Annotated in this window: 13 protein-coding genes and 1 pseudogene; 7 read left to right on the top strand and 7 right to left on the bottom strand. The window is 64.3% G+C overall.

Annotated elements, in window-relative coordinates; translation table 11 throughout:
- Positions 1–10: 10 nt before the first annotated feature.
- The 4 genes from DLM46_RS27355 to DLM46_RS27340 are packed head-to-tail and all read right to left on the bottom strand — an operon-like array spanning position 11 to position 4,666.
- Entirely contained in the window at positions 11–742 is a 732-nt protein-coding gene (locus DLM46_RS27355; protein WP_115105565.1) for an ABC transporter ATP-binding protein, read from the bottom strand.
- Entirely contained in the window at positions 730–2,538 is a 1,809-nt protein-coding gene (locus DLM46_RS27350) for a branched-chain amino acid ABC transporter ATP-binding protein/permease (RefSeq protein ID WP_115105564.1), read from the bottom strand. The genes DLM46_RS27355 and DLM46_RS27350 overlap by 13 nt, the downstream gene beginning before the upstream one ends.
- Positions 2,539–2,541: 3 nt before the next feature.
- The gene (locus DLM46_RS27345; RefSeq protein WP_115105563.1) at positions 2,542–3,441 is read right to left on the bottom strand and encodes a branched-chain amino acid ABC transporter permease; all 900 of its coding nucleotides are present in this window, start codon (positions 3,439–3,441) and stop codon (positions 2,542–2,544) included.
- A gap of 25 nt (positions 3,442–3,466) precedes the next feature.
- Positions 3,467–4,666 (bottom strand): branched-chain amino acid ABC transporter substrate-binding protein, encoded by a 1,200-nt coding sequence (locus DLM46_RS27340; RefSeq protein WP_115105562.1) that lies wholly within the window; start codon positions 4,664–4,666, stop codon positions 3,467–3,469.
- A gap of 394 nt (positions 4,667–5,060) precedes the next feature.
- Here DLM46_RS27340 and DLM46_RS27335 point away from each other — a divergent pair, with 394 nt between their 5' ends.
- The 6 genes from DLM46_RS27335 (at position 5,061) to DLM46_RS27310 (ending at position 12,413) form a co-directional block, all read left to right on the top strand.
- Complete coding sequence (locus DLM46_RS27335) at positions 5,061–6,305, top strand: D-amino acid dehydrogenase (RefSeq protein ID WP_115105561.1); 1,245 nt, start codon at positions 5,061–5,063, stop codon at positions 6,303–6,305.
- On the top strand, positions 6,302–7,078 hold the full coding sequence (locus tag DLM46_RS27330) for a maleate cis-trans isomerase family protein (protein WP_115105560.1): 777 nt from the start codon (positions 6,302–6,304) through the stop codon (positions 7,076–7,078). The genes DLM46_RS27335 and DLM46_RS27330 overlap by 4 nt, the downstream gene beginning before the upstream one ends.
- 107 nt (positions 7,079–7,185) lie before the next feature.
- Entirely contained in the window at positions 7,186–9,015 is a 1,830-nt protein-coding gene (araD, locus tag DLM46_RS27325; RefSeq protein WP_115105559.1) for an L-arabinonate dehydratase, read from the top strand.
- 111 nt (positions 9,016–9,126) lie between these two features.
- Entirely contained in the window at positions 9,127–9,873 is a 747-nt protein-coding gene (locus DLM46_RS27320) for a ribonuclease activity regulator RraA (protein ID WP_115105558.1), read from the top strand.
- 71 nt (positions 9,874–9,944) lie between these two features.
- The gene (locus tag DLM46_RS27315) at positions 9,945–11,273 is read left to right on the top strand and encodes an MFS transporter (protein WP_208866339.1); all 1,329 of its coding nucleotides are present in this window, start codon (positions 9,945–9,947) and stop codon (positions 11,271–11,273) included.
- A 69-nt stretch (positions 11,274–11,342) separates the two neighbouring features.
- Entirely contained in the window at positions 11,343–12,413 is a 1,071-nt protein-coding gene (locus DLM46_RS27310; protein ID WP_115105557.1) for a LacI family DNA-binding transcriptional regulator, read from the top strand.
- A gap of 202 nt (positions 12,414–12,615) precedes the next feature.
- Here the strand turns inward: DLM46_RS27310 and DLM46_RS27305 are convergent, their stop codons facing one another.
- Complete coding sequence (locus DLM46_RS27305; RefSeq protein WP_115105556.1) at positions 12,616–13,305, bottom strand: DUF899 family protein; 690 nt, start codon at positions 13,303–13,305, stop codon at positions 12,616–12,618.
- A gap of 225 nt (positions 13,306–13,530) precedes the next feature.
- Here DLM46_RS27305 and DLM46_RS27300 point away from each other — a divergent pair.
- Positions 13,531–13,803: pseudogene (locus DLM46_RS27300) on the top strand (DUF1326 domain-containing protein); the annotation flags it as partial.
- A gap of 185 nt (positions 13,804–13,988) precedes the next feature.
- Here the strand turns inward: DLM46_RS27300 and DLM46_RS40535 are convergent.
- Both DLM46_RS40535 and DLM46_RS27290 read right to left on the bottom strand, forming a co-directional pair.
- Entirely contained in the window at positions 13,989–14,393 is a 405-nt protein-coding gene (locus DLM46_RS40535) for a hypothetical protein (protein WP_115105555.1), read from the bottom strand.
- A 251-nt stretch (positions 14,394–14,644) separates the two neighbouring features.
- A complete protein-coding gene (locus DLM46_RS27290; protein ID WP_115105554.1) occupies positions 14,645–17,929 on the bottom strand; it encodes an adenylate/guanylate cyclase domain-containing protein in 3,285 nt (1,094 codons plus the stop codon).
- Positions 17,930–18,028: the final 99 nt, after the last annotated feature.

The following is an 18,028-nucleotide window of genomic DNA, read 5'->3' as shown; positions in this document are numbered from 1 at the left end:
GCTGACTTCGTCACTCCGTCGCTACGGCACTGCCGCCCAGATACGCTGCGCGAACCCGGCTATCCTGCGCCAGCTCCCTGGCAGGGCCGGCAAGCGCGATGCGGCCGCTTTCCAGCACGTAGGCCCGATGAGCGATGCGCAGCGCCTGGCGTGCGTTCTGCTCGACGAGAAGGATCGAGGTGCCTTCGTTGCAGATGTCGGCAATCATGCCGAAGATCACCCGGACCAGCTTCGGCGCCAGTCCCATGGACGGTTCGTCCAGCACGACGACGCGTGGCCGCAGCATCAGGGCGCGGGCGATTGCCAGCATCTGCTGTTCGCCGCCGCTGAGCGTGCCCGCCAACTGGCTGCGTCGCTCTCCGAGCCGCGGGAAAGTCTGATAGACCTCGTTCATCCGCTGTTCCAGCAAGGCGCCGTCGGTCCGGATCAGATAACCGCCGAGCCGCAGATTTTCCTGGACCGTCAGCGCCCCGAACATGCGACGGCCTTCCGGCACATGACCGAGACCCAGCGCCACGATCTGGTGAGCCCGCAGTCCGGCGAGCGGCTGGCCGGCCATCACGATCTGTCCGGCACGTGGGCGAATCAGGCCGGAAATGGCACGTAGCGTGGTGGTCTTGCCCGCTCCGTTGCTGCCGAGCAATGCCACGATCTCACCTTCTGCAACGTCCAGCGATATGCCGTGCAGAACCTCGACGTTCCCATAGCTCACATGCAGATCGCGGATTTCTAGGAGTCCCACAGCGATTTCTCCCCGGCGGCATCGTCGGCCGCTTCGTCGATCCCGGCTGTACCGAGATAGGCGTCGATCACACGCGGGTCGGCCTGGATCTCGTTTGGCGGACCCTCGGCGATGATGACGCCATGGTCCATGACGATGATCCGGTCCGACACGCCCATCACCAGCATCATGTCGTGCTCGATCAGCAGCACCGTTACGCCAAGGTCCCGAATACGCCGGATCAATTCCATCAGCGCGTGCTTCTCGGTCGGATTCATGCCCGCCGCCGGCTCGTCCAGCAACAGGAGATGCGGGTTGCTGGCGAGCGCACGAGCGATCTCCAGCCGGCGTTGATCGCCATAGGGCAGGTCGGCCGCGCGTTCGCCCGCCCGGGCGCCGAGGCCGACGAAGCTGAGCCAGCCGAGACCCTCTGTCGCGTGATCTTCCGCCTCGGCACGAGAGGAGGGGAGCGCAAGCAGTTCGGCACTCAGCTGAGCTCGGAGCCGATGATCCATGCCGATCAGCACGTTCTCGAAGGCCGTCATGTTGGCAAACAGGCGGATGCCCTGGAAGGTGCGCGCGATGCCGCGGTGGACGATGCGATGAGGGGCTCCGCCAACCAGCGAGGCGCCGTGCCAGAGAACCTGACCGCCGGTCGGACGGATCACGCCGGTGAGACAGTTGAACACCGTGGTCTTGCCGGCGCCGTTCGGGCCGATCAAGCTGAGAATCTCACCGCTGCGCACCGTGAAGCTGACGCCGCCGACCGCCAGCACCCCGCCAAAGCGGCGCTGCATGTTGCGCACTTCAAGCAGAATTTCCTCGGCGACGATCTCCCGAGGCGCGGGCTTTGCGGCGACGGCGCCCTCGCGTGGCGGCGCCACGCGGCGCAGCCGCGCCGGCCACAGGCCTTGCGGCCGGAGCAGCATCAGGATCACCAGCCCGATCGCGAACCCGAAGATGCGCCAAAGGTTGAGAAAACGCAGCATCTCGGGCAGGCCGGCAACGATGACGGCGCCGAGTATCACGCCAGGAATGCTCCCTCGACCGCCAAGCACGACGATGATCAGGATCGTGACGGACTGCAGATAGGTGAATCCGGTCGGGTCGATCGTCCCGAAGCGCGCAGCGAACAGGCTGCCGCCAAAACCGCCGATCAACGCGCCCATGACATAGGCCAGCAGCTTGACGCGCAGCGTCGGCACACCGACGGCCTCGGCAGCCGCCTCGTCCTCGCGGATGCTGGTCCAGGCGCGGCCGAGCCGCGACTGGCCGAGCCTGATCGCGAAGACGAGCACCAGCACGAGGAACGCGATACCCAGTTCGTAGACCGCATGAGGCGAGCTGATCTCGTAGCCGAACAGACGCGGGCTGTCGATACCGTAGATGCCGTTCGGGCCGCCCGTGATCCGCAGGTTGGTGGCAACGATGCGCGTGATCTCGCCGAACCCAAGCGTGACGATCGCCAGGTAGTCGCTGCGCAGCCGCAGTGTCGGGTAGCCAATGACGATGCCCGACGCGCCGGCAAACGCAAGGCTGAACGGCAGCGTTTCCCAGAACGAGAAGTGCAGCAGTGTTTCCAGCAGCGCCGTGGTGTAGGCGCCGATGGCAAAGAAGGCTGCGTAGCCCAGATCCAGCAGCCCTGCATAACCGACCACGATATTCAGCCCGAGGCCGAGGATCGAATAGGTGGCGATGGTCAGGCCGACATCGACGATATAGCTGCTGGCGACAGCCGGCAGCGCCACGGCGGCGGCAAGAAGAGCGGCGCCGGCCGCAGGGCGGCGCCAACGCGCTGAGGCCCACGTCGCGCTCATGGTCTACATTCTCTCGACGACGCGTTCGCCGAACAAGCCAGTCGGCTTGATCACGAGCACGCCGATCAGCACGCCGAACACCAGCACATCGGTCCACTGCGAGGAGACATAGCCCGCGCCGAAGGCCTCGAGCAGGCCGATCAGGACGCCGCCGGCCATCGCACCGGGAATGTTGCCGATGCCGCCGAGAACGGCGGCGGTGAAAGCACGCAGACCCAGTACGAAGCCCATGAAGAAATTGATCTGCGTGTAGTAGAGCCCCTCCATGACACCTGCCACGGCGGCCAGCACCGAACCTAGCAGGAAGGTCAACTGGATCAGCCGCTCGACATTGATGCCCATCAGACGTGCCGCGTCCTGATCGATCGCCAGCGCGCGCATGGCCGTGCCGAGGAACGTGTGATGGACGAAGAAATACAGCGCCAGCATCAGCGCAAGGCTGGCCGCGATGATGCCTATCTGTGTGAAGCTGACGCGCACGCCGAGCAGATCGAATCCGCTCTGGCTGAGCACATGCGGATAGGTGTTGAAGCCGGCGCCGTAGAGCAGCAGCACGCCGTTCTCCAGCGCGAGAGAAACGCCGAGCGCGGTGATCAGAATCGACAGGCGCGGTGCGCGCAACAGCGGCTGGTAGGCAAGCCGCTCGATGGCGAGGCCGAGTGCGCCGGTGACTGCCATCGAGGCGACGAGAGCGATCAGCAGCGCCAGCGCGAGCGGCAGGTGCGCCGCGGCAAGCACCGTCAAACCGGTCCAGCCGACGAACGCACCGACCATGAACAGGTCGCCGTGAGCGAAGTTGATCAGCCGGATAATCCCGTAGACCATCGTGTAGCCGAGGGCGACGAGGGCATAGAAAGAGCCGGTCGTCAGTCCCTCGACGACGAACTGGAAGAAGGTGCTCATGGCCGGGCGCGGCGCGCGACAGGGCCTATTTCATCGCCACCCAGTGTCCGCCTGCATCGAGCCGCTGGTAGGGCATGAAATTGCCGCCGCGCACGATGATGACGATATACACCGCGTTGCTGCGGTCGCCTTTCGGATTGAAGCCGATCGTCCCGGTCACGCCCTGGTAACCCGAGATCTTGTGCAGGGCAGCACTGATCGCCGCGGGCGACGTCGATTTTGCGTTCGCGATCGCTTTTGCGGTGACTCCGACGGCATCGTATTCGTAGACGGAATAGGGGCCGGGCGCTTGTCCGTAGGCCTTCGTATAGTCGTCGACATAGCCGTGCGCGGCGCTCAGGAACTGCGCCAGCGGCGCTGTAGTGATGACCATGTCGTCGGCCGCGGGGCCGGCTGTTTTCATCAGTGTGGGGTCGTTGGTGGCGTCGCCGCCCATCAGCGTCATCTTCAGGCCCAGTTGCCGCGCTTCCTTCACCATCAGGCCGGCTTCGGCGAAATAGCCGGTGTAGTAAATGACGTCCGGTTTCAGTGAGGCGACATGGGTCAGCGTAGGCGAGTAGTCCATCTGGCCGGGCGTGATCGCATCGTCATAGACGACCTCGACGCCGCTCTTCTTCAAGGCTTCCACCGTGTTGTCGGCGAGGCCCTTGGAATAGGTCGTGTTGTCGTTGATGACCGCCGCACGTTTCGCGTGCAGGAAGTTCTTGATGAAGCTGGCCGCAAACGGACCCTGCTCGTCGTCACGGCCGATCGTGCGGAACACGTTCTCGTAGCCCATCTCGGTCAGCTTGGGATTGGTCGATGCGTCCAGCACGTAGGGAATGCCGACGCGGTGAAATGTCGTCAATTCCGGCAGCGCCGCGCTGGAGCAGTAGCCGCCGGCCACCGCAGCAACGCCCGCATCGACGAGTTTCTGCGCCGCCTGTACCGCTGTCTGCGCGTCGCAGGCGTCGTCTTCCGGCACTAGCTCGATCTGCTTGCCGAGCACGCCGCCAGCCGCGTTGACTTTTGCGGCGGCAAGCTTGGCGCCGTTGACGATGTCCTGGCCCGCATTGGCGCTGCTGCCCGATAGCGGCACCGGCACGCCGATCTTGATCGTGGCGCCCTGGCTTCGCGCCAAACCGGGCATCGTGCCCGCGAGCACGGCCAGAGCGGCCATGGCCGCGATTGCTGTGCGCCGCGAAACGCGAACTGCGTCGGGCGTGCCATTCTTCCGAGCAATCATGTTAGTGACTCCTTATTGTGAAAGGGATCGAAGCGATCCGCCACACGGATAAACCGGTGACATCAGAAAACGGACGAAAACGTGCGTGCTGGATCAACGGCTTGTCCGCAGGCTCTTCGCAGCGCCGTTACGAAAGTGCTCCTTTCATGATAGGTCTAGCCGCAGATTGGACGGGATAGGGTATCCGCGTAGAAACCACCGTCCAACGTGCCGGCGACGCTATATTTGAAGGACGGGCAGCTTTGCGTGGGAGCTGCGGGCCTGGAGTAAGTGCTGAAGCACTAACTCCAGGCAACCTCAGCATGGGACCGGAGTAGGCGCTATGGGATCAGAGTAAGCGCTAAAGCGCTAACTCTGGTCGACACGCCAACTCCGGTCGACACGGGAGTCGCGCATGAAAAGTGTAGTACTGGGGGGCGGAATCGCAGGGGTCACGGCCGCCTGGTACCTCGCGAAAGAGGGCCGCGAGGTAACGGTGATCGACCGCCAGCCGGGCGTCGCGCTCGAGACCAGTTTTGCCAACGCCGGGTTGGTTGCGCCGGGACATTCGTATACCTGGGCCTCTCCGCGTGCGCCGAAAATCCTGCTGAAATCGCTCTTCGTCGAAGGGCAGGCGCTGCGACTCAAGCTCAACGCGGACCCGAACATGTGGATCTGGTGCCTCCAGTTCCTGCGAAACTGCACGGCGGAGCGCTCCCGGGTGAACACGACGCGCAAGGTCACGCTCTGCCGCTACGCGCAGACGCAGCTGCAGCAGCTGACCGCCGCCGAGAACCTGCAATACGAGCGCATCAGCCGCGGCCTGTTGTATCTCTATCGCGACGAAGCGTCTTTTGCGCGAGGCGCGCAGAACATGTCGATCCTCAAGGACAACGGCCTGCCGCTCGAAACGCTCGATGCGGCACAGGTCGCCTCACGGGAACCCGCGCTTGACGCTATGCGTAACAGGATTGCCGGAGCGATCTATTGCCCGACCGACGAAAGCGGCGATGCGCACCTTTTCACCCGCGCCTTGAAGACGGCGTGCGAACGCCTTGGCGTGCGTTTCGAATTCGACACGCCGATCAGCGCGATCGAGGCGTCAGGCGACCAGATAGTCGGCGTGCATACGCCGGCGGGACTCGTGCGAGGTGACGAGTTCGTCCTGGCGCTCGGTTCCTGGTCGCCGATTGTCGCGCGTGGCCTGGGTTATCGGCTGCCGGTGTATCCGGTAAAGGGCTACTCGGCCACGTTCCCGGTCGGGCCGGATCACCGTCCGCCGGATCTTGGCGGCGTCGATGAGAACAACCTCGTGGCGTGGGCGCGTTTTGGCCGGCGGCTGCGCTTTACCGCCACCGCGGAATTTGCCGGCTATGACACCCGCCACACCCCCGCCGACTTCACCACCATGCTGCAGGCCGCACGCGAGCTGTTCCCCGGCGGCGCCGACTATGACAGGCCGTCCTACTGGGCCGGTCTGCGCCCAATGACGCCGGAGGGTACGCCGTTGATCGGCCGCACGCGTCACAGGAACCTGTATCTGAACACCGGTCACGGACACATGGGGTGGACGATGTCGTGCGGCACCGCGAAGCTGCTGGCCGACATCATGACCGGTCGCCAACCCGAGATCGACATGACAGGGATGTCACTGAAATGAGCACGGATGCACTGCAGGGCGATGCCTACGCAAGAGTCGATTTCGCGCTGGACGACGGCATCTGCCGGCGGGCCGCCATTGGCCTCGTGGTGCTCGCCACCGATCATACGATCGAACACGAATGGCGCAAGCTGCTGACGCAGGATGGCGTGGCGTTCTACGAAAGCCGGGTATACAACTCGGCGGACATCACGCCCGAACGACTGATGGAAATGGAGTCCCGCATTGCCCCGGCGGTGGCGCTGATTCGCCCTGGCGAGCGGATCGATGTCGTGGCGTTCGGCTGCACGTCGGCATCGATGGTGATCGGCGAGGAAAACGTGTTCGCGCGCATTCGCGAGGCACGTCCCGGCGTCGTATGCACCACGCCCATCACCGCTGCGCTCGCTGCGTTGCGCGCGCTCGGCGTGCAGCGAGCCGCACTGCTGACACCCTATGTGCGTGCCATCAATAACACCATGCGCGACTACATCGAGGCGCGGGCTGTCGGCGTCACGCGTATCGCGTCGTTCGAGCATGCGAACGACAACGAAGTTGCGCGGATTGACGCTGCGTCCCTGCGAGCCGCCGTCGAGCACCTGGCACAGCACGCCGACGTGGACGCCGTTTTCGTGTCCTGCACGAGCTTGCGCATCGCCGGGCTCATTCCGGAAATCGAGGCAAGGATCGGCAAACCCGTGATATCGAGCAACTTCGCGATGGCTTGGCACGCGTTGCGCCTTGCGGGTGTGGAGGATGGCGAGCCTCATCTGGGGCGGCTGTTCGCGCTGTGAAGATTTTGCCTCCATCCTGGTGAAATCCCTCAGCGACGCGCGGCCAATGGTATCGCTACCATTGGCCGCGTTGAACAGACCGTTGCGGGCTCGACCTGCACGGCACGATGGTATCGCTACCATGGAGAGAATCAGTGTCGTCGAACCGCAAAACACCTGAGCAGCTTCGCAGCTACCGCTGGTACGGCGTGAACGACCTTCGCTCGTTCGGCCACCGTTCCCGCACGGCGCAAATGGGGTACCACGCGTCGGATTACATGGGCAAGCCGGTGATCGCCGTCGTCAACACGTGGAGCGAGATCAACTCCTGCCATACGCATTTCAAGCAGCGCGTGGAAGAAGTGAAGCGGGGCATCTGGCAGGCCGGTGGCTTTCCGGTCGAAATGCCGGTGATGACGCTCGCCGAACCGTTCCAGAAACCGACCACGATGCTCTATCGCAACTTCCTCGCGATGGAGACGGAGGAGTTGCTGAAGTCCTATCAGTTCGACGGTTGCGTACTGATGGGCGGCTGCGACAAGACCACGCCCGGCTTGCTGATGGGCGCGATCAGCATGAATCTGCCGACGATCTATCTGCCGGCCGGCCCGATGCTGCGCGGCAACTGGAACGGCCGCACGCTGGGCAGCGGTTCGGACACCTGGAAATACTGGGCCGAATTGCGGGCCGGCAAGATCACGGAAGACGAGTGGAAGGGCATCGAGAGCGGCATCGCGCGCTCGCCCGGTCACTGCATGACGATGGGCACGGCGTCCACGATGACGAGCGCCGCCGAAGCGCTCGGGCTGACCTTGCCCGGGTTTTCGTCGATCCCCGCGGTCGACTCGCGGCACGCGCAATTTGCATCGCTCACCGGCCAGCGCATCGTGGAGATGGTATGGACCGATCTGAAACCTTCGGACATCCTGAGCGCCAGTTCCTTCGACAACGCCGTCACGACCGTGCTGGCGATGTCGGGCTCGACCAACGCGATCGTTCATCTGGTGGCCGTGGCGCGCCGCGCCGGGATCGATCTGACCACGGCCCGCTTCGACGAACTCGCGCGCATCACTCCGGTCATCGGCAATCTGCGTCCGGCCGGCCAGTACCTGATGGAAGACTTTTTCTATGCAGGCGGTCTGCGCGCGCTGCTCGTCGAACTGGGTGAGCTGATCGACGGATCGCAGATGACGGTCAACGGCGCGACGCTCGGCGAAAACATCGCAGGCGCGGAGATTTTCAACGACGACGTGATCCGCAGGCGCAGCAATCCGCTCGTCGCGAGCGACGGCCTCGCGGTGCTGACCGGCAATCTCGCGCCGGACGGCGCCGTGATCAAGCCGCCGGCGATGGAGGCGCATCTGCTGAAGCACCGCGGTCCTGCCGTCGTGTTCAAGGACTACGCCGATATGGCCGCGCGCATCGATTCGGAAGAGCTGGAGGTCACCGCCGATTCCGTGATCGTGCTGCAGCACGCGGGTCCGGTCGGCGCGCCGGGCATGCCCGAGTGGGGCCAGTTGCCGATCCCGCAAAAGCTGCTGAAGCAGGGCGTGCGCGACATGCTGCGCATTTCCGATGCGCGCATGAGCGGCACGAGCTACGGCGCGTGCGTGCTGCATGTGGCACCCGAATCGTTCGTCGGCGGGCCGCTCGCGCTCGTTAAGGACGGCGACATGATCGAGATGGACGTGCACGCGCGCCGCCTGCATCTCGAGGTCAGCGATGCGGAGCTTGCTGCACGCAAGGCCGCGTGGCAGCCACCGAAACGTCCCTTCGAGCGCGGCTTCGGCGTCATGCATCAGTTGCACGTGACGCAGGCCAACAAGGGCTGCGACTTCGACTTTCTTGAAGAGCCCATAACAGCGGCCACGCAGCTGCATGCCACGTCGGCCGGTCAGAGCGGGCAGCCTGACCACGACGCGTCGGCCACACAGCGCAGCGAGCCTGAAATCCACTAACGCATGCCGCGTCGGCCACGCGGCGCAGCGAGCCTGAAATCCACTAGCTCATGCCGCGTCGGCCGAGCAGCGCAGCGAGCCCGAAATCCACTAACTCATGCAGAGCCTGTCATGACCGCCTCCGATATCCCCGTCAGCGAAGCGACGCTCGAACAACTCAGGCACGTCAGCACGGCCACGTTGACGACCCAACTCTTCAAGCGCGGCCTGCGCAATGTTTTCCTGCAAGGCGTCGCGCCGCTCGTCAAGCCGGCGCCGGGTACGCCGAACGTGGTCGGCCCGGCGTTCACGCTACGCAACATTCCCGCACGGGAAGACCTCGATCACGTCGGCGTCTTCCAGGATCCGGACCATCCGCAGCGTAAAGCGGTCGAGACGGCGCCGCCGAGCAGCGTGCTGGTGCAGGACTGCCGCGGCGAGCGCGCCGTTGCGTCGGTCGGCTCGATTCTCGCACTGCGTCTTGCGAAGCGAGGCGTGGCGGGCATGGTGTCGGACGGGCCCGTGCGCGACAGCGGCACCATCGCCGAATTGGGCTTGCCGCTGTGGTGTGCCGGCGCGAGCGCGCCGTTGAATCTGGCGAAACACCACGCGGTGGATATGAACGTGCCGATCGCGTGCGGCGGCGTGCCGGTCTATCCCGGCGACATCGTGGTGGCCGACGTGGACGGCGTGGTCATCGTGCCGCGCGAAATGGCCGCCGAGGTTGCGCGCGACGCCACCGCGCAGGAACAGCTCGAAGTGTTCATCACGCAGCGCATCGAGGAGGGCAGGCCGTTGCGCGGCACCTATCCACCGAACGAGGAAACGCTGGCCGCCTACGCGCAATGGCGCGCACAACAACCCGTACAACAACCATAACGCGCCGAAGCTGTTCCGATCCCTCGAATAGCAAAAGCTTGCGCGCGCGGCGCGCAAGCGCAGGAGACACCGTGACCATGACGCAACCGGCGATCGACGAATCGCGTTTGATCAACCGCCTGGCGCTTCGCCTGATGCCGCTGCTCGGGCTGCTCTATCTGGTCGCCTACATCGACCGTTCCAACATCAGCTTCGCCAAGCTGCAGATGCTCGGCAGCCTCGGTCTGTCCGAGGTGGCCTACGGGCTCGGCGCGTCGCTGTTCTTTATCGGCTATCTGATTTTCGAGGTGCCGAGCAACGTGTTGCTGCACAAATACGGCGCGCCGCGCTGGATCGCGCGCATCATGTTCACGTGGGGCGTGGTGACGGTGCTGCTCGCCTTCACGCAGAGCGCGGCCATGTTCTATGTGCTGCGTTTTCTGCTCGGCGTGTCTGAAGCCGGCTTGTATCCCGGCGTGATCTATTACCTCACGCTGTGGTTTCCTTCCCGGCACCGGGTACGTATGCTCGGCTACTTCACGCTCGGCAGCAGTCTGGGCAACATGGTCGGCGCGCCGATCTGCGGCTGGCTGCTCGACAAGGGCGGGCTCGCGGGTTTGCAGGGCTGGCAACTGGTGTTCATCGTGACCGGCTTGCCGTCCATCCTGCTGACATTCGTCGTGCTGTTCCTGCTGCCCGCTTCGCCGAAGCAGGCCGGGTTTCTTTCCGCCGACGAAAAACAGTGGCTCACCGATACGCTCGACGCGGAACGCGCGCAGATGAAATCGAACGCCGCTACGCATGCGTCGCTGTTGAGCGTGCTGACGGAGCCGCGCGTGATCGGCATGGCGATGTACTACATGATGCTGTCGATTTCCGTCTACGGCGTGAGCTACTGGCTGCCGACCCTCGTCAAGGGCTTCGGCGTGAGCAACACGACCAACGGCCTGCTCAACATCGTTCCGTGGCTGATGGCGACCGTGATGCTGGCGTGGCTGCCGTCGAAGCTGCGCGGCAGCGGCAATCGTGCGATCGTCGCGATGCTGGTGGCCGCGTTGCTCGGTGTCGTGTGTTTTCTGAGCGCGGTTTTGTTGCCCACCAACACGCTGCGCTTTATCGCGCTCTGTTTCGGCGCACCCTGCATGTATCTGCTGATTCCGTGCTTCTGGACGCTGCCGTCCAGGTTCCTGTTCGGCGCACGCGCGGCTGCGGGCATTGCGGCGATCAATTCGCTCGGCAATATCGGCGGCTTCATTGCGCAGAATCTGGTGCCATGGGTTCGTCAAACCTCGGGCAGCGTGAAAGCCCCGATGCTGATTCCCGCGACCTGTCTGCTGGTGTTCGCTGTCGTGACGTTGCTCATCCTGCGTCGCAGTCGAGGCGCTCGCATCGCGCAAGGACATGTGCCGGTGACCGAATAGGTCCCGCCGAATCGAGGAGCCGCGCGACGTCTACAATAGGCGCGACCCGCCATCCCCCGCTACCGAATCATGCCGAATCACAAGCCGAGCGCCGCTGCCACTCCTGACCTGCTGGAGCCGACGGTCGCGCCCGCCAAACGCCAGCGCGGCGGCCCCAAGGGCCTGCGCATCACCGACGTCGCCGCGTTGGCCGGCGTCGCCCCGATCACGGTGTCGCGTGTCTTCAACAGCCCGGAGACGGTCGCGCCCGAAACGCTCAAGCGGGTGAGGCAGGTGGTGCAGCAGCTCGGTTATGTGCCCAATCGCCTGGCCGGCGGCTTGTCGTCATCGCGCTCGCGGCTGATCGCGGCCATCGTGCCGACCATCGCTCACTCGCTTTTTTCGGAAACGATCCAGGTGTTCAGCGAGACGATGACGCGTGCCGGCTATCAGGTGCTGCTGGCCCTGAGCGGCTACAGCGACTCGAGCGAGGAGGCGCTGCTCGACGCCGTACTGAGCCGGCGCCCCGAGGGCGTGTTGCTGACTGGTGTCGCGCATACCGAATCCTTGCGCGAGCGATTGCACAACGTGGGCTTGCCGATCGTCGAAACGTGGGACATGACCGAGACTCCGATCGACATGCTGGTCGGCTTTTCGCACTATCAGATCGGCGTGGCGGTGGCGGAGCATTTTTTGCAACGCAATGTGCGCGCGCCCGGCCTGGTCTCCGCTAACGACGAGCGCGCACTCGCGCGCCGCGCCGGCTTTCGCGAGCGGCTGGCTCAGGCGGACATCCACGAGATCGCCGAAGTGCTGGTGTCGCCGCCGAGTTCGGTGGCCGTCGGCAAGGCCGCGTTGCCGACACTGCTCGAACAGGCGCCGCATCTGGACGCCGTGTTCTGCGGCTCGGATCTGCTGGCGATCGGCGTGCTCGGCGCGGCCAGGCGTCTTGGGCTGGAGGTGCCGTCGCGGTTGTCGATCTGCGGCTTCGGTGACCTCGAATTCGCCACTGAAACCACGCCGCAATTGACCACGGTGCGGGTGGACGGCACGCGCATCGGACTCACGGCCGCGCGTTGCCTGCTGGACCGGCTGGCGGGCAACGACAGGATCAAGGTGACCGATGTGGGTTTTCATATCGTCGAACGCGAGACGACCTGACTTATCAGCAGCCTATTGCCTGCGTCACGTCAGTCACGCTGGATCCTGCAATGCCTGACTGACGTGACCGACTGCGGCCGCACGGGCCGGATGGCGCGTCTTGGCGCACCGTGCGGACTTTTGAGTCCGCCTTTGTGACGACGACCTGATGACGAGCTTGGCAGATCGCCTTGCTATAAAGTCCGCTCGGTTGGACGCCAAACTACTTCTTGTTCAGATAGTTCTTTTCCAGGAATTCGGACCTGAAAGTTTGTGGCGGGGTGGGGATGTCTGGCCGACCCTCTGGCGTAAAGTCCATCAGGTTCCAATACGGCCACACCGTGTCGACATGATTCGACGACAACTCGGTTCCCCAGAAATGAAAAATCTTGCCGTCCCGCTTGCTGAATACATGCATCACGGGCCATTGCATATCATCAGAGTCTCCCTGGCATTTGTAGTCGACCTGATAGGCGGAGTCCGATCCTGAAACGAGCGCAATCTGCGACCATCCGCGTTGTTTGGCCCACGCATTGATTCGTTCAGCCGGGGCTTTGGCAATGGCGACAAACGCGGCGTCTTGTGCAACCTGATACCAGGTGCGATCAAACCCATCGACCAGCGACGTACAGGATGGGCAGGGGTGGTCCCAATTCGGACCGTACATGAATGAGTAAAGCAGCAGGGTGTTCTTGTCCCCGAGTAGCTCGGAGAATTTCACGCTTTTGCCTACTTTCCCGTCGTTGGCCCATTGGAAGACGTAGTCCTCTTTCAACTGCCCGCCAGGAGGGAGATGACGGCGTCTTTCCGCCACTGATTTTATTTTGTCGACAAGCTCTTGTTCTTCTTTGAGCAATGAGTCACGCGCATCACGATACGCTCTGCTTTCGTTTGGATACCGTAGTTCACTCATGTTCGTCTCCTGTTTGAAACGACTAGTCGAGTCTACTCTGGATGGCTGATGCCGGCGCCGGCGTATTGGCCGTGAAGCCTGACCGGGTGCTTCTACTGCATGCTGGACGGCCTCGGCAGCAATCCACGGTGGCAATCGTCGGTAGCAATCGTCGGCAGCAATCCTCGGAGGAATCGGGCTGGCTCGGGTGCGCGGGGAAACCCGGCGTGGCAAGCGGGCGCATAAGTGGCGATCGAGCGTGCCGCGATCGATTTCGATGTGTGCGAGGGGAAAGGCACCCTCAGGGTCGGCAACACCACCTACGCCGAACTCGAACCCTATCTGGGACCGACAGGCGAGCCGACCAGACTGGTCGAAAGCATCTTTTCGACGATCCCTGGATCACCTGCATTCGTAGGCAAAGCCACCTCGTTCCGGATGCGGGAGCAGAAGCTCGGCATCGATCTCGATCTGAGCGGACACAATGCCATCCAGGGGTATTTCACATTCCGTTCGTGACGCCTATCCACGCAACGCCTATCGCTTGCATACCGCCTGCCCAACGTAACGAGCGCGACTTCGCACCGTCGGCTGTTCGTGCCGCGGGCTGTCACGCTGATCGCCGGGACAGGCGAAAAAGGGGAATTGCAGACGAGAGGAAAGATGGAACACAGAGGGCGCTTACGGGCGCCCTCTGGATTTCATCAAGTCGAATGACTGATGGCAATGTGCTGGCTGTGGTGAGGCTTCGCGCTCACCAGCGCATGCGCGTGTGAATGCGCGTGATTGGTGTGAGACGCGTGAAGACTGTGACGGCTCGTTTGCGAGTCGGCACGGTCCGCCTGCGTGTCCGATCGATCCGCCGCGCGGGCAAGGCCGACGTCATGGTCGCCTGAATGAAGGCCGTTGGTATTGCTGACGCCCTTGCTGCTCATGTGGCCGGCTGACATGCCGCCTGCGTTGCCGCCCAAACCACCGTGTCCGGCCCCACCGCTGCCTCCAGCTCCGCCACCTCCACCATTTCCACCTCCATTGCCACCCGCTGCTGCAAAGGCTGATACGGACGCAAGTGCCACGAGGCTCGCGGCAATCCATTGCACTGTTTTCATTTTCGCCCTCCCAAAATCCACCTGAATGCGCCGATTGTACGAACGGCGCGCGCTGGTAACCGCGAATATTTGTAATCAACTGTAATTGCCTGTAAGTCCCATGGTCTAGAAGCCGCGGATCGGGCCTCGGTTCCTGCGCCGATTGCGACAAACCAGGCAGATTGGGACAGGGGCGGTCGATCAGCTCCGCTCATTGACAGTTCAACAGTTGAACGGGCTGAATCGATGGAAAGCTTCTGGCAATGCCTTCGCTACGCGACGAGCGCCGCGTCCACGGCAGGCAGATAGCTGTTGAAGCCGGCTTCCACGAGGGCTGCGCGCGCACGCTCGAGTTCGCGCTGAGCTTCTTCCCCGGAAGGGTCTTGCTGCGCGCGAGCGAGGGCGCGCCCGCGCGCCACGAACAGCTCCGCCCATGGCAGCGGCTCAGCGCGCGTAAAGTCTTCGAGCGCGGTGACATAGCGTAGTGCGCCGGCTGCGTCGCCGGCGCACAGCAGCGCTTCCATGGCATCGCGGTAGAACCACAGATGATTGTGGCCGACCGCGCCTCGCTGCAACAGGTCGGCACCTTCGGCGAGCAGACGCACGCGTTCGCCGTCGTCCTCGACAGCGCGGCTCAGTGCGCCCACGGCCTTGGGTGCGCTGAACTGCGTGCCCACCTCGCGGCAAATCGCTAGCGCTTCACGCAATAATTCGGCGGCTTCTCGCCGACGACCGCTATCGAGCAGCACTCGCCCCCGCATTTCCATATTCTGTGCCTCGAAGCGGCGCGCTCCCAGTTGACGGATGATCTGCATCTCGCGTTCGAGATGGAAGAGGGTCGCCTCCATGTCGCCCATTTCATAGCAGGCAAAGACGCCTAACGTCTCGCACAGCATCTGAGCACGGGCCTGACCGACCAGCGCGGCGGCGCGTGCGGCGGCGCTGACGTCCTCGCGCGCCGCGCGTGCCTGGTTGAGGTAGATCCGGCTGAAACCGGCCATCGAACGATGGGCGACCTCGATGCGGCCGAAGCCGTGTTCGCGACTTAATGCAACGCACCGGCTAAAGTGCTCGAAAGCGGTGCGCATGCGTCCTTGCGCGTAGGCCGCATCCGCGAGGCCGCCGAGCGCGCGCGCCTCGGCTTCCGGCAAGCCGAGGCGCTGTGCATAGGCAAGCCCGCGCTCATGCTCGGTGCGGCAATCTTCGATTCTGCCAAGCGGAAAGAGGATGTTGCCGCGCAGGTGATGCAGACGCGCGAGTTCAGGCACCTTGTCCAGACGTTGCGCCACGTGCTGGGCCGCGTCGAGCAGCGAGAGGGCTTCGGCGAGGCCTTCGCTCACCCGCAGACCTTCGGCGAGCCCCAGTTGGGACTCGCAAAGGCTCGCTTCGTCGGGAGCGGCGGCCACGGCCGCACGGTACGTCTCGATCGACGCGGCGATGTCGCCGAGATCCCGTTGGAGTTCGCCCCTGAAACAGATCAGCGCGTGGCGATCCACGTCCGTTTGTGCGATGTGCAGACCTCGCTCGACGAGCCGCAATGCCGCCTCGGTGAAGTAGGCGCCGCGTTGTGCGATCGCGGCGTCGAGATAGGCCTGCGGTGCCCGCTTGTCCTCGGCGCGATCGAGATGCTGGGCGCGCAGCACGGGGTCGCTTGCCGCAAACCAGTCGGCCGCGAGGCGGTGCAAGTCGCGCCGGCGCGCTCGCAGCAGCGTCGAGTAGGCGCTCTCCTGGATTAGCGCGTGGGCAAACAGGAAATCGTTGCCTTCCGGCAGGACGAGCGCGTTGGCGACGAGCCCGTCACAGACATACTCCGGTGCCTCGATCAAGCGCCGGAGCAAGTCGAGGCCAAAGCGCTGTCCGATGACCGAGGCAGCCTGGAACGCCTCGCGGTCGCGCGGACTCAGCCGGTCCATGCGCGCCAGCACGAGGCTCTGGATCGTCGCGGGGACCGCTTCCTCGCTGCCTTCCTCGGCGTTATGCAGCAGTTGCTCGAGGAACAGCGGATTGCCGCCGGCTCGCTCGATGCAGGCACGCGCGACACGCTCGGTCGCATCGATAAAGCTGCCGGCGAGGTTCAGCGCCTCGTCGCTGCGCAGCGGACCGAGGTCTATCGTGGTGAAGGGCGTGCCGCGGCAGCTTGCCCGCCATGCCGCGTCGAGCGGATCGCCGTCCACGCGCGAGGTCATCACGAGCAGACCCGGAACGTTCGCGATCGCAACGGCGAGGGCGGCGAGGTAACCGAGCACCTGCGGGTCGGCCCAATGAAGGTCCTCCACGACGATCATGGTCGGCCTGTGCCGGCAGACATCTGCCGTGATCGCCGCTGTGACCGCGCGTTTGCCGCGCGTGCGTGCGGCATTGTCCATCGCGTCGTACAGCGTGCGCCATTCGCCGGTTTGCGCGAGGTCGAGGATGTCGTGGAGAAACATCAACTGATCGGGGCCGACGGCCCCGGATGCGGCAACCCGTCCGGCGGCGGCGCGCTGTTCGTCGGACCCGGCCGCGGGCCGCAGGTCCAGCAGGCTGCCGACAATGGTGCGGATGGGGTCCTGGCCTTTGCCCACGCCAAAATCCAGGACGAGGCCCCGGTGACTGACAAAGCCCAGCGTTTCGACGAAGCGGCGCATCTCGTCGACGAGCCGCGTCTTGCCGATGCCCGCCTCGCCGCGGACATAGACGACGTGGCCGGCCCGCTGTTCGAGGCACGCGCGGGCGAGACCCTTGAACTGCTCGAGCTCGGCCTTGCGGCCGACAAACACACTGCGGCTTGGCGTGACGGGTTCGAAGGCGAGACTGCGCAGACGCCACACGCGCACCGGCGAGTCGATTCCCTTGAAGCGCATCGCACCGACGACGTCGCTTATCGCGCAGTTGCCGAGCGCGTGATGCACGCTATCGGAGAGCAGCGTTTCCCCGGGGCCGGCGGCGGCAACCAGCCGGGCGGCGAGGTTCACGGAGTCGCCGAGGACCGTATAGTCCTGCACGTTCGCGCGCTCGAGCGGACCCGCGACCACCTCGCCGCTGGCGATGCCCACATGCGCCCTCAGCGCAGGCGCCACTTGCTTGCCCAGTCCGCTTAGAGCCTGATGAATCTCCAACGCGGCGCGCGCCGCGCGCAGCGGATCGGTGTCGTGCGCGCGCGGTGCACCGAAGATCGCCATGACGGCATCGCCGATGTGCTTGTCGATCGTGCCGCCGTAACCGAGGACGATCCCATCGACGAGCGCTGTGTAACGACCGGTTAGCTCGCGCAACTCTTCGGGATCGAGCGTTTGCGACAGCGCGGTAAAACCACACAGATCGGCGAAGAGAATGGTCACTTGCCGGCGCTCGCTTGCCGGCGCATTGACAACGGGCGACGCTGCGCACGGGGCCGCGTCGCGCTGCTCGGCAATCGCCGACAGCAGGCGCTTGCGGTGGCCGAGCGAGAGGACGCCGAGCGCTTTCAGGTCCGCGTCGTCGAGCTGGGACAGCATCGCGAAATCGATGTCGTTCTCGGCAAATGCGCGTGCGTATTGCTCAAGCCCCAATGCCTGCAGCCACTGATCGATATCCATCGCCGCCGCCCAATCCGGTGCGTTCGAACACGTCTATCCGCCGCGGCTCGTGGCCGCGCAGCCTGTCGAACCGTATGCCGGAACCGGGCCGCCTTGCGC

It is taken from the genome of Paraburkholderia lacunae, assembly GCF_003353175.1.
Taxonomy (GTDB): domain Bacteria; phylum Pseudomonadota; class Gammaproteobacteria; order Burkholderiales; family Burkholderiaceae; genus Paraburkholderia; species Paraburkholderia lacunae.
This window is presented reverse-complemented; position numbering and strand designations above follow the sequence as displayed.

Bases quoted from the DNA above. Each gene is read 5' to 3' on its own strand.
- DLM46_RS27310 (WP_115105557.1), top strand. From the start codon at position 11,343: ATGCCGAATCACAAGCCGAGCGCCGCTGCCACTCCTGACCTGCTGGAG.
- DLM46_RS27340 (WP_115105562.1), bottom strand. From the start codon at position 4,666: ATGATTGCTCGGAAGAATGGCACGCCCGACGCAGTTCGCGTTTCGCGG.
- DLM46_RS27330 (WP_115105560.1), top strand. From the start codon at position 6,302: ATGAGCACGGATGCACTGCAGGGCGATGCCTACGCAAGAGTCGATTTC.
- DLM46_RS27290 (WP_115105554.1), bottom strand. From the start codon at position 17,929: ATGGATATCGATCAGTGGCTGCAGGCATTGGGGCTTGAGCAATACGCA.
- araD (WP_115105559.1), top strand. From the start codon at position 7,186: ATGGTATCGCTACCATGGAGAGAATCAGTGTCGTCGAACCGCAAAACA.
- DLM46_RS27350 (WP_115105564.1), bottom strand. From the start codon at position 2,538: ATGAGCGCGACGTGGGCCTCAGCGCGTTGGCGCCGCCCTGCGGCCGGC.
- DLM46_RS27320 (WP_115105558.1), top strand. From the start codon at position 9,127: ATGACCGCCTCCGATATCCCCGTCAGCGAAGCGACGCTCGAACAACTC.
- DLM46_RS27305 (WP_115105556.1), bottom strand. From the start codon at position 13,305: ATGAGTGAACTACGGTATCCAAACGAAAGCAGAGCGTATCGTGATGCG.
- DLM46_RS40535 (WP_115105555.1), bottom strand. From the start codon at position 14,393: ATGAAAACAGTGCAATGGATTGCCGCGAGCCTCGTGGCACTTGCGTCC.
- DLM46_RS27345 (WP_115105563.1), bottom strand. From the start codon at position 3,441: ATGAGCACCTTCTTCCAGTTCGTCGTCGAGGGACTGACGACCGGCTCT.
- DLM46_RS27335 (WP_115105561.1), top strand. From the start codon at position 5,061: ATGAAAAGTGTAGTACTGGGGGGCGGAATCGCAGGGGTCACGGCCGCC.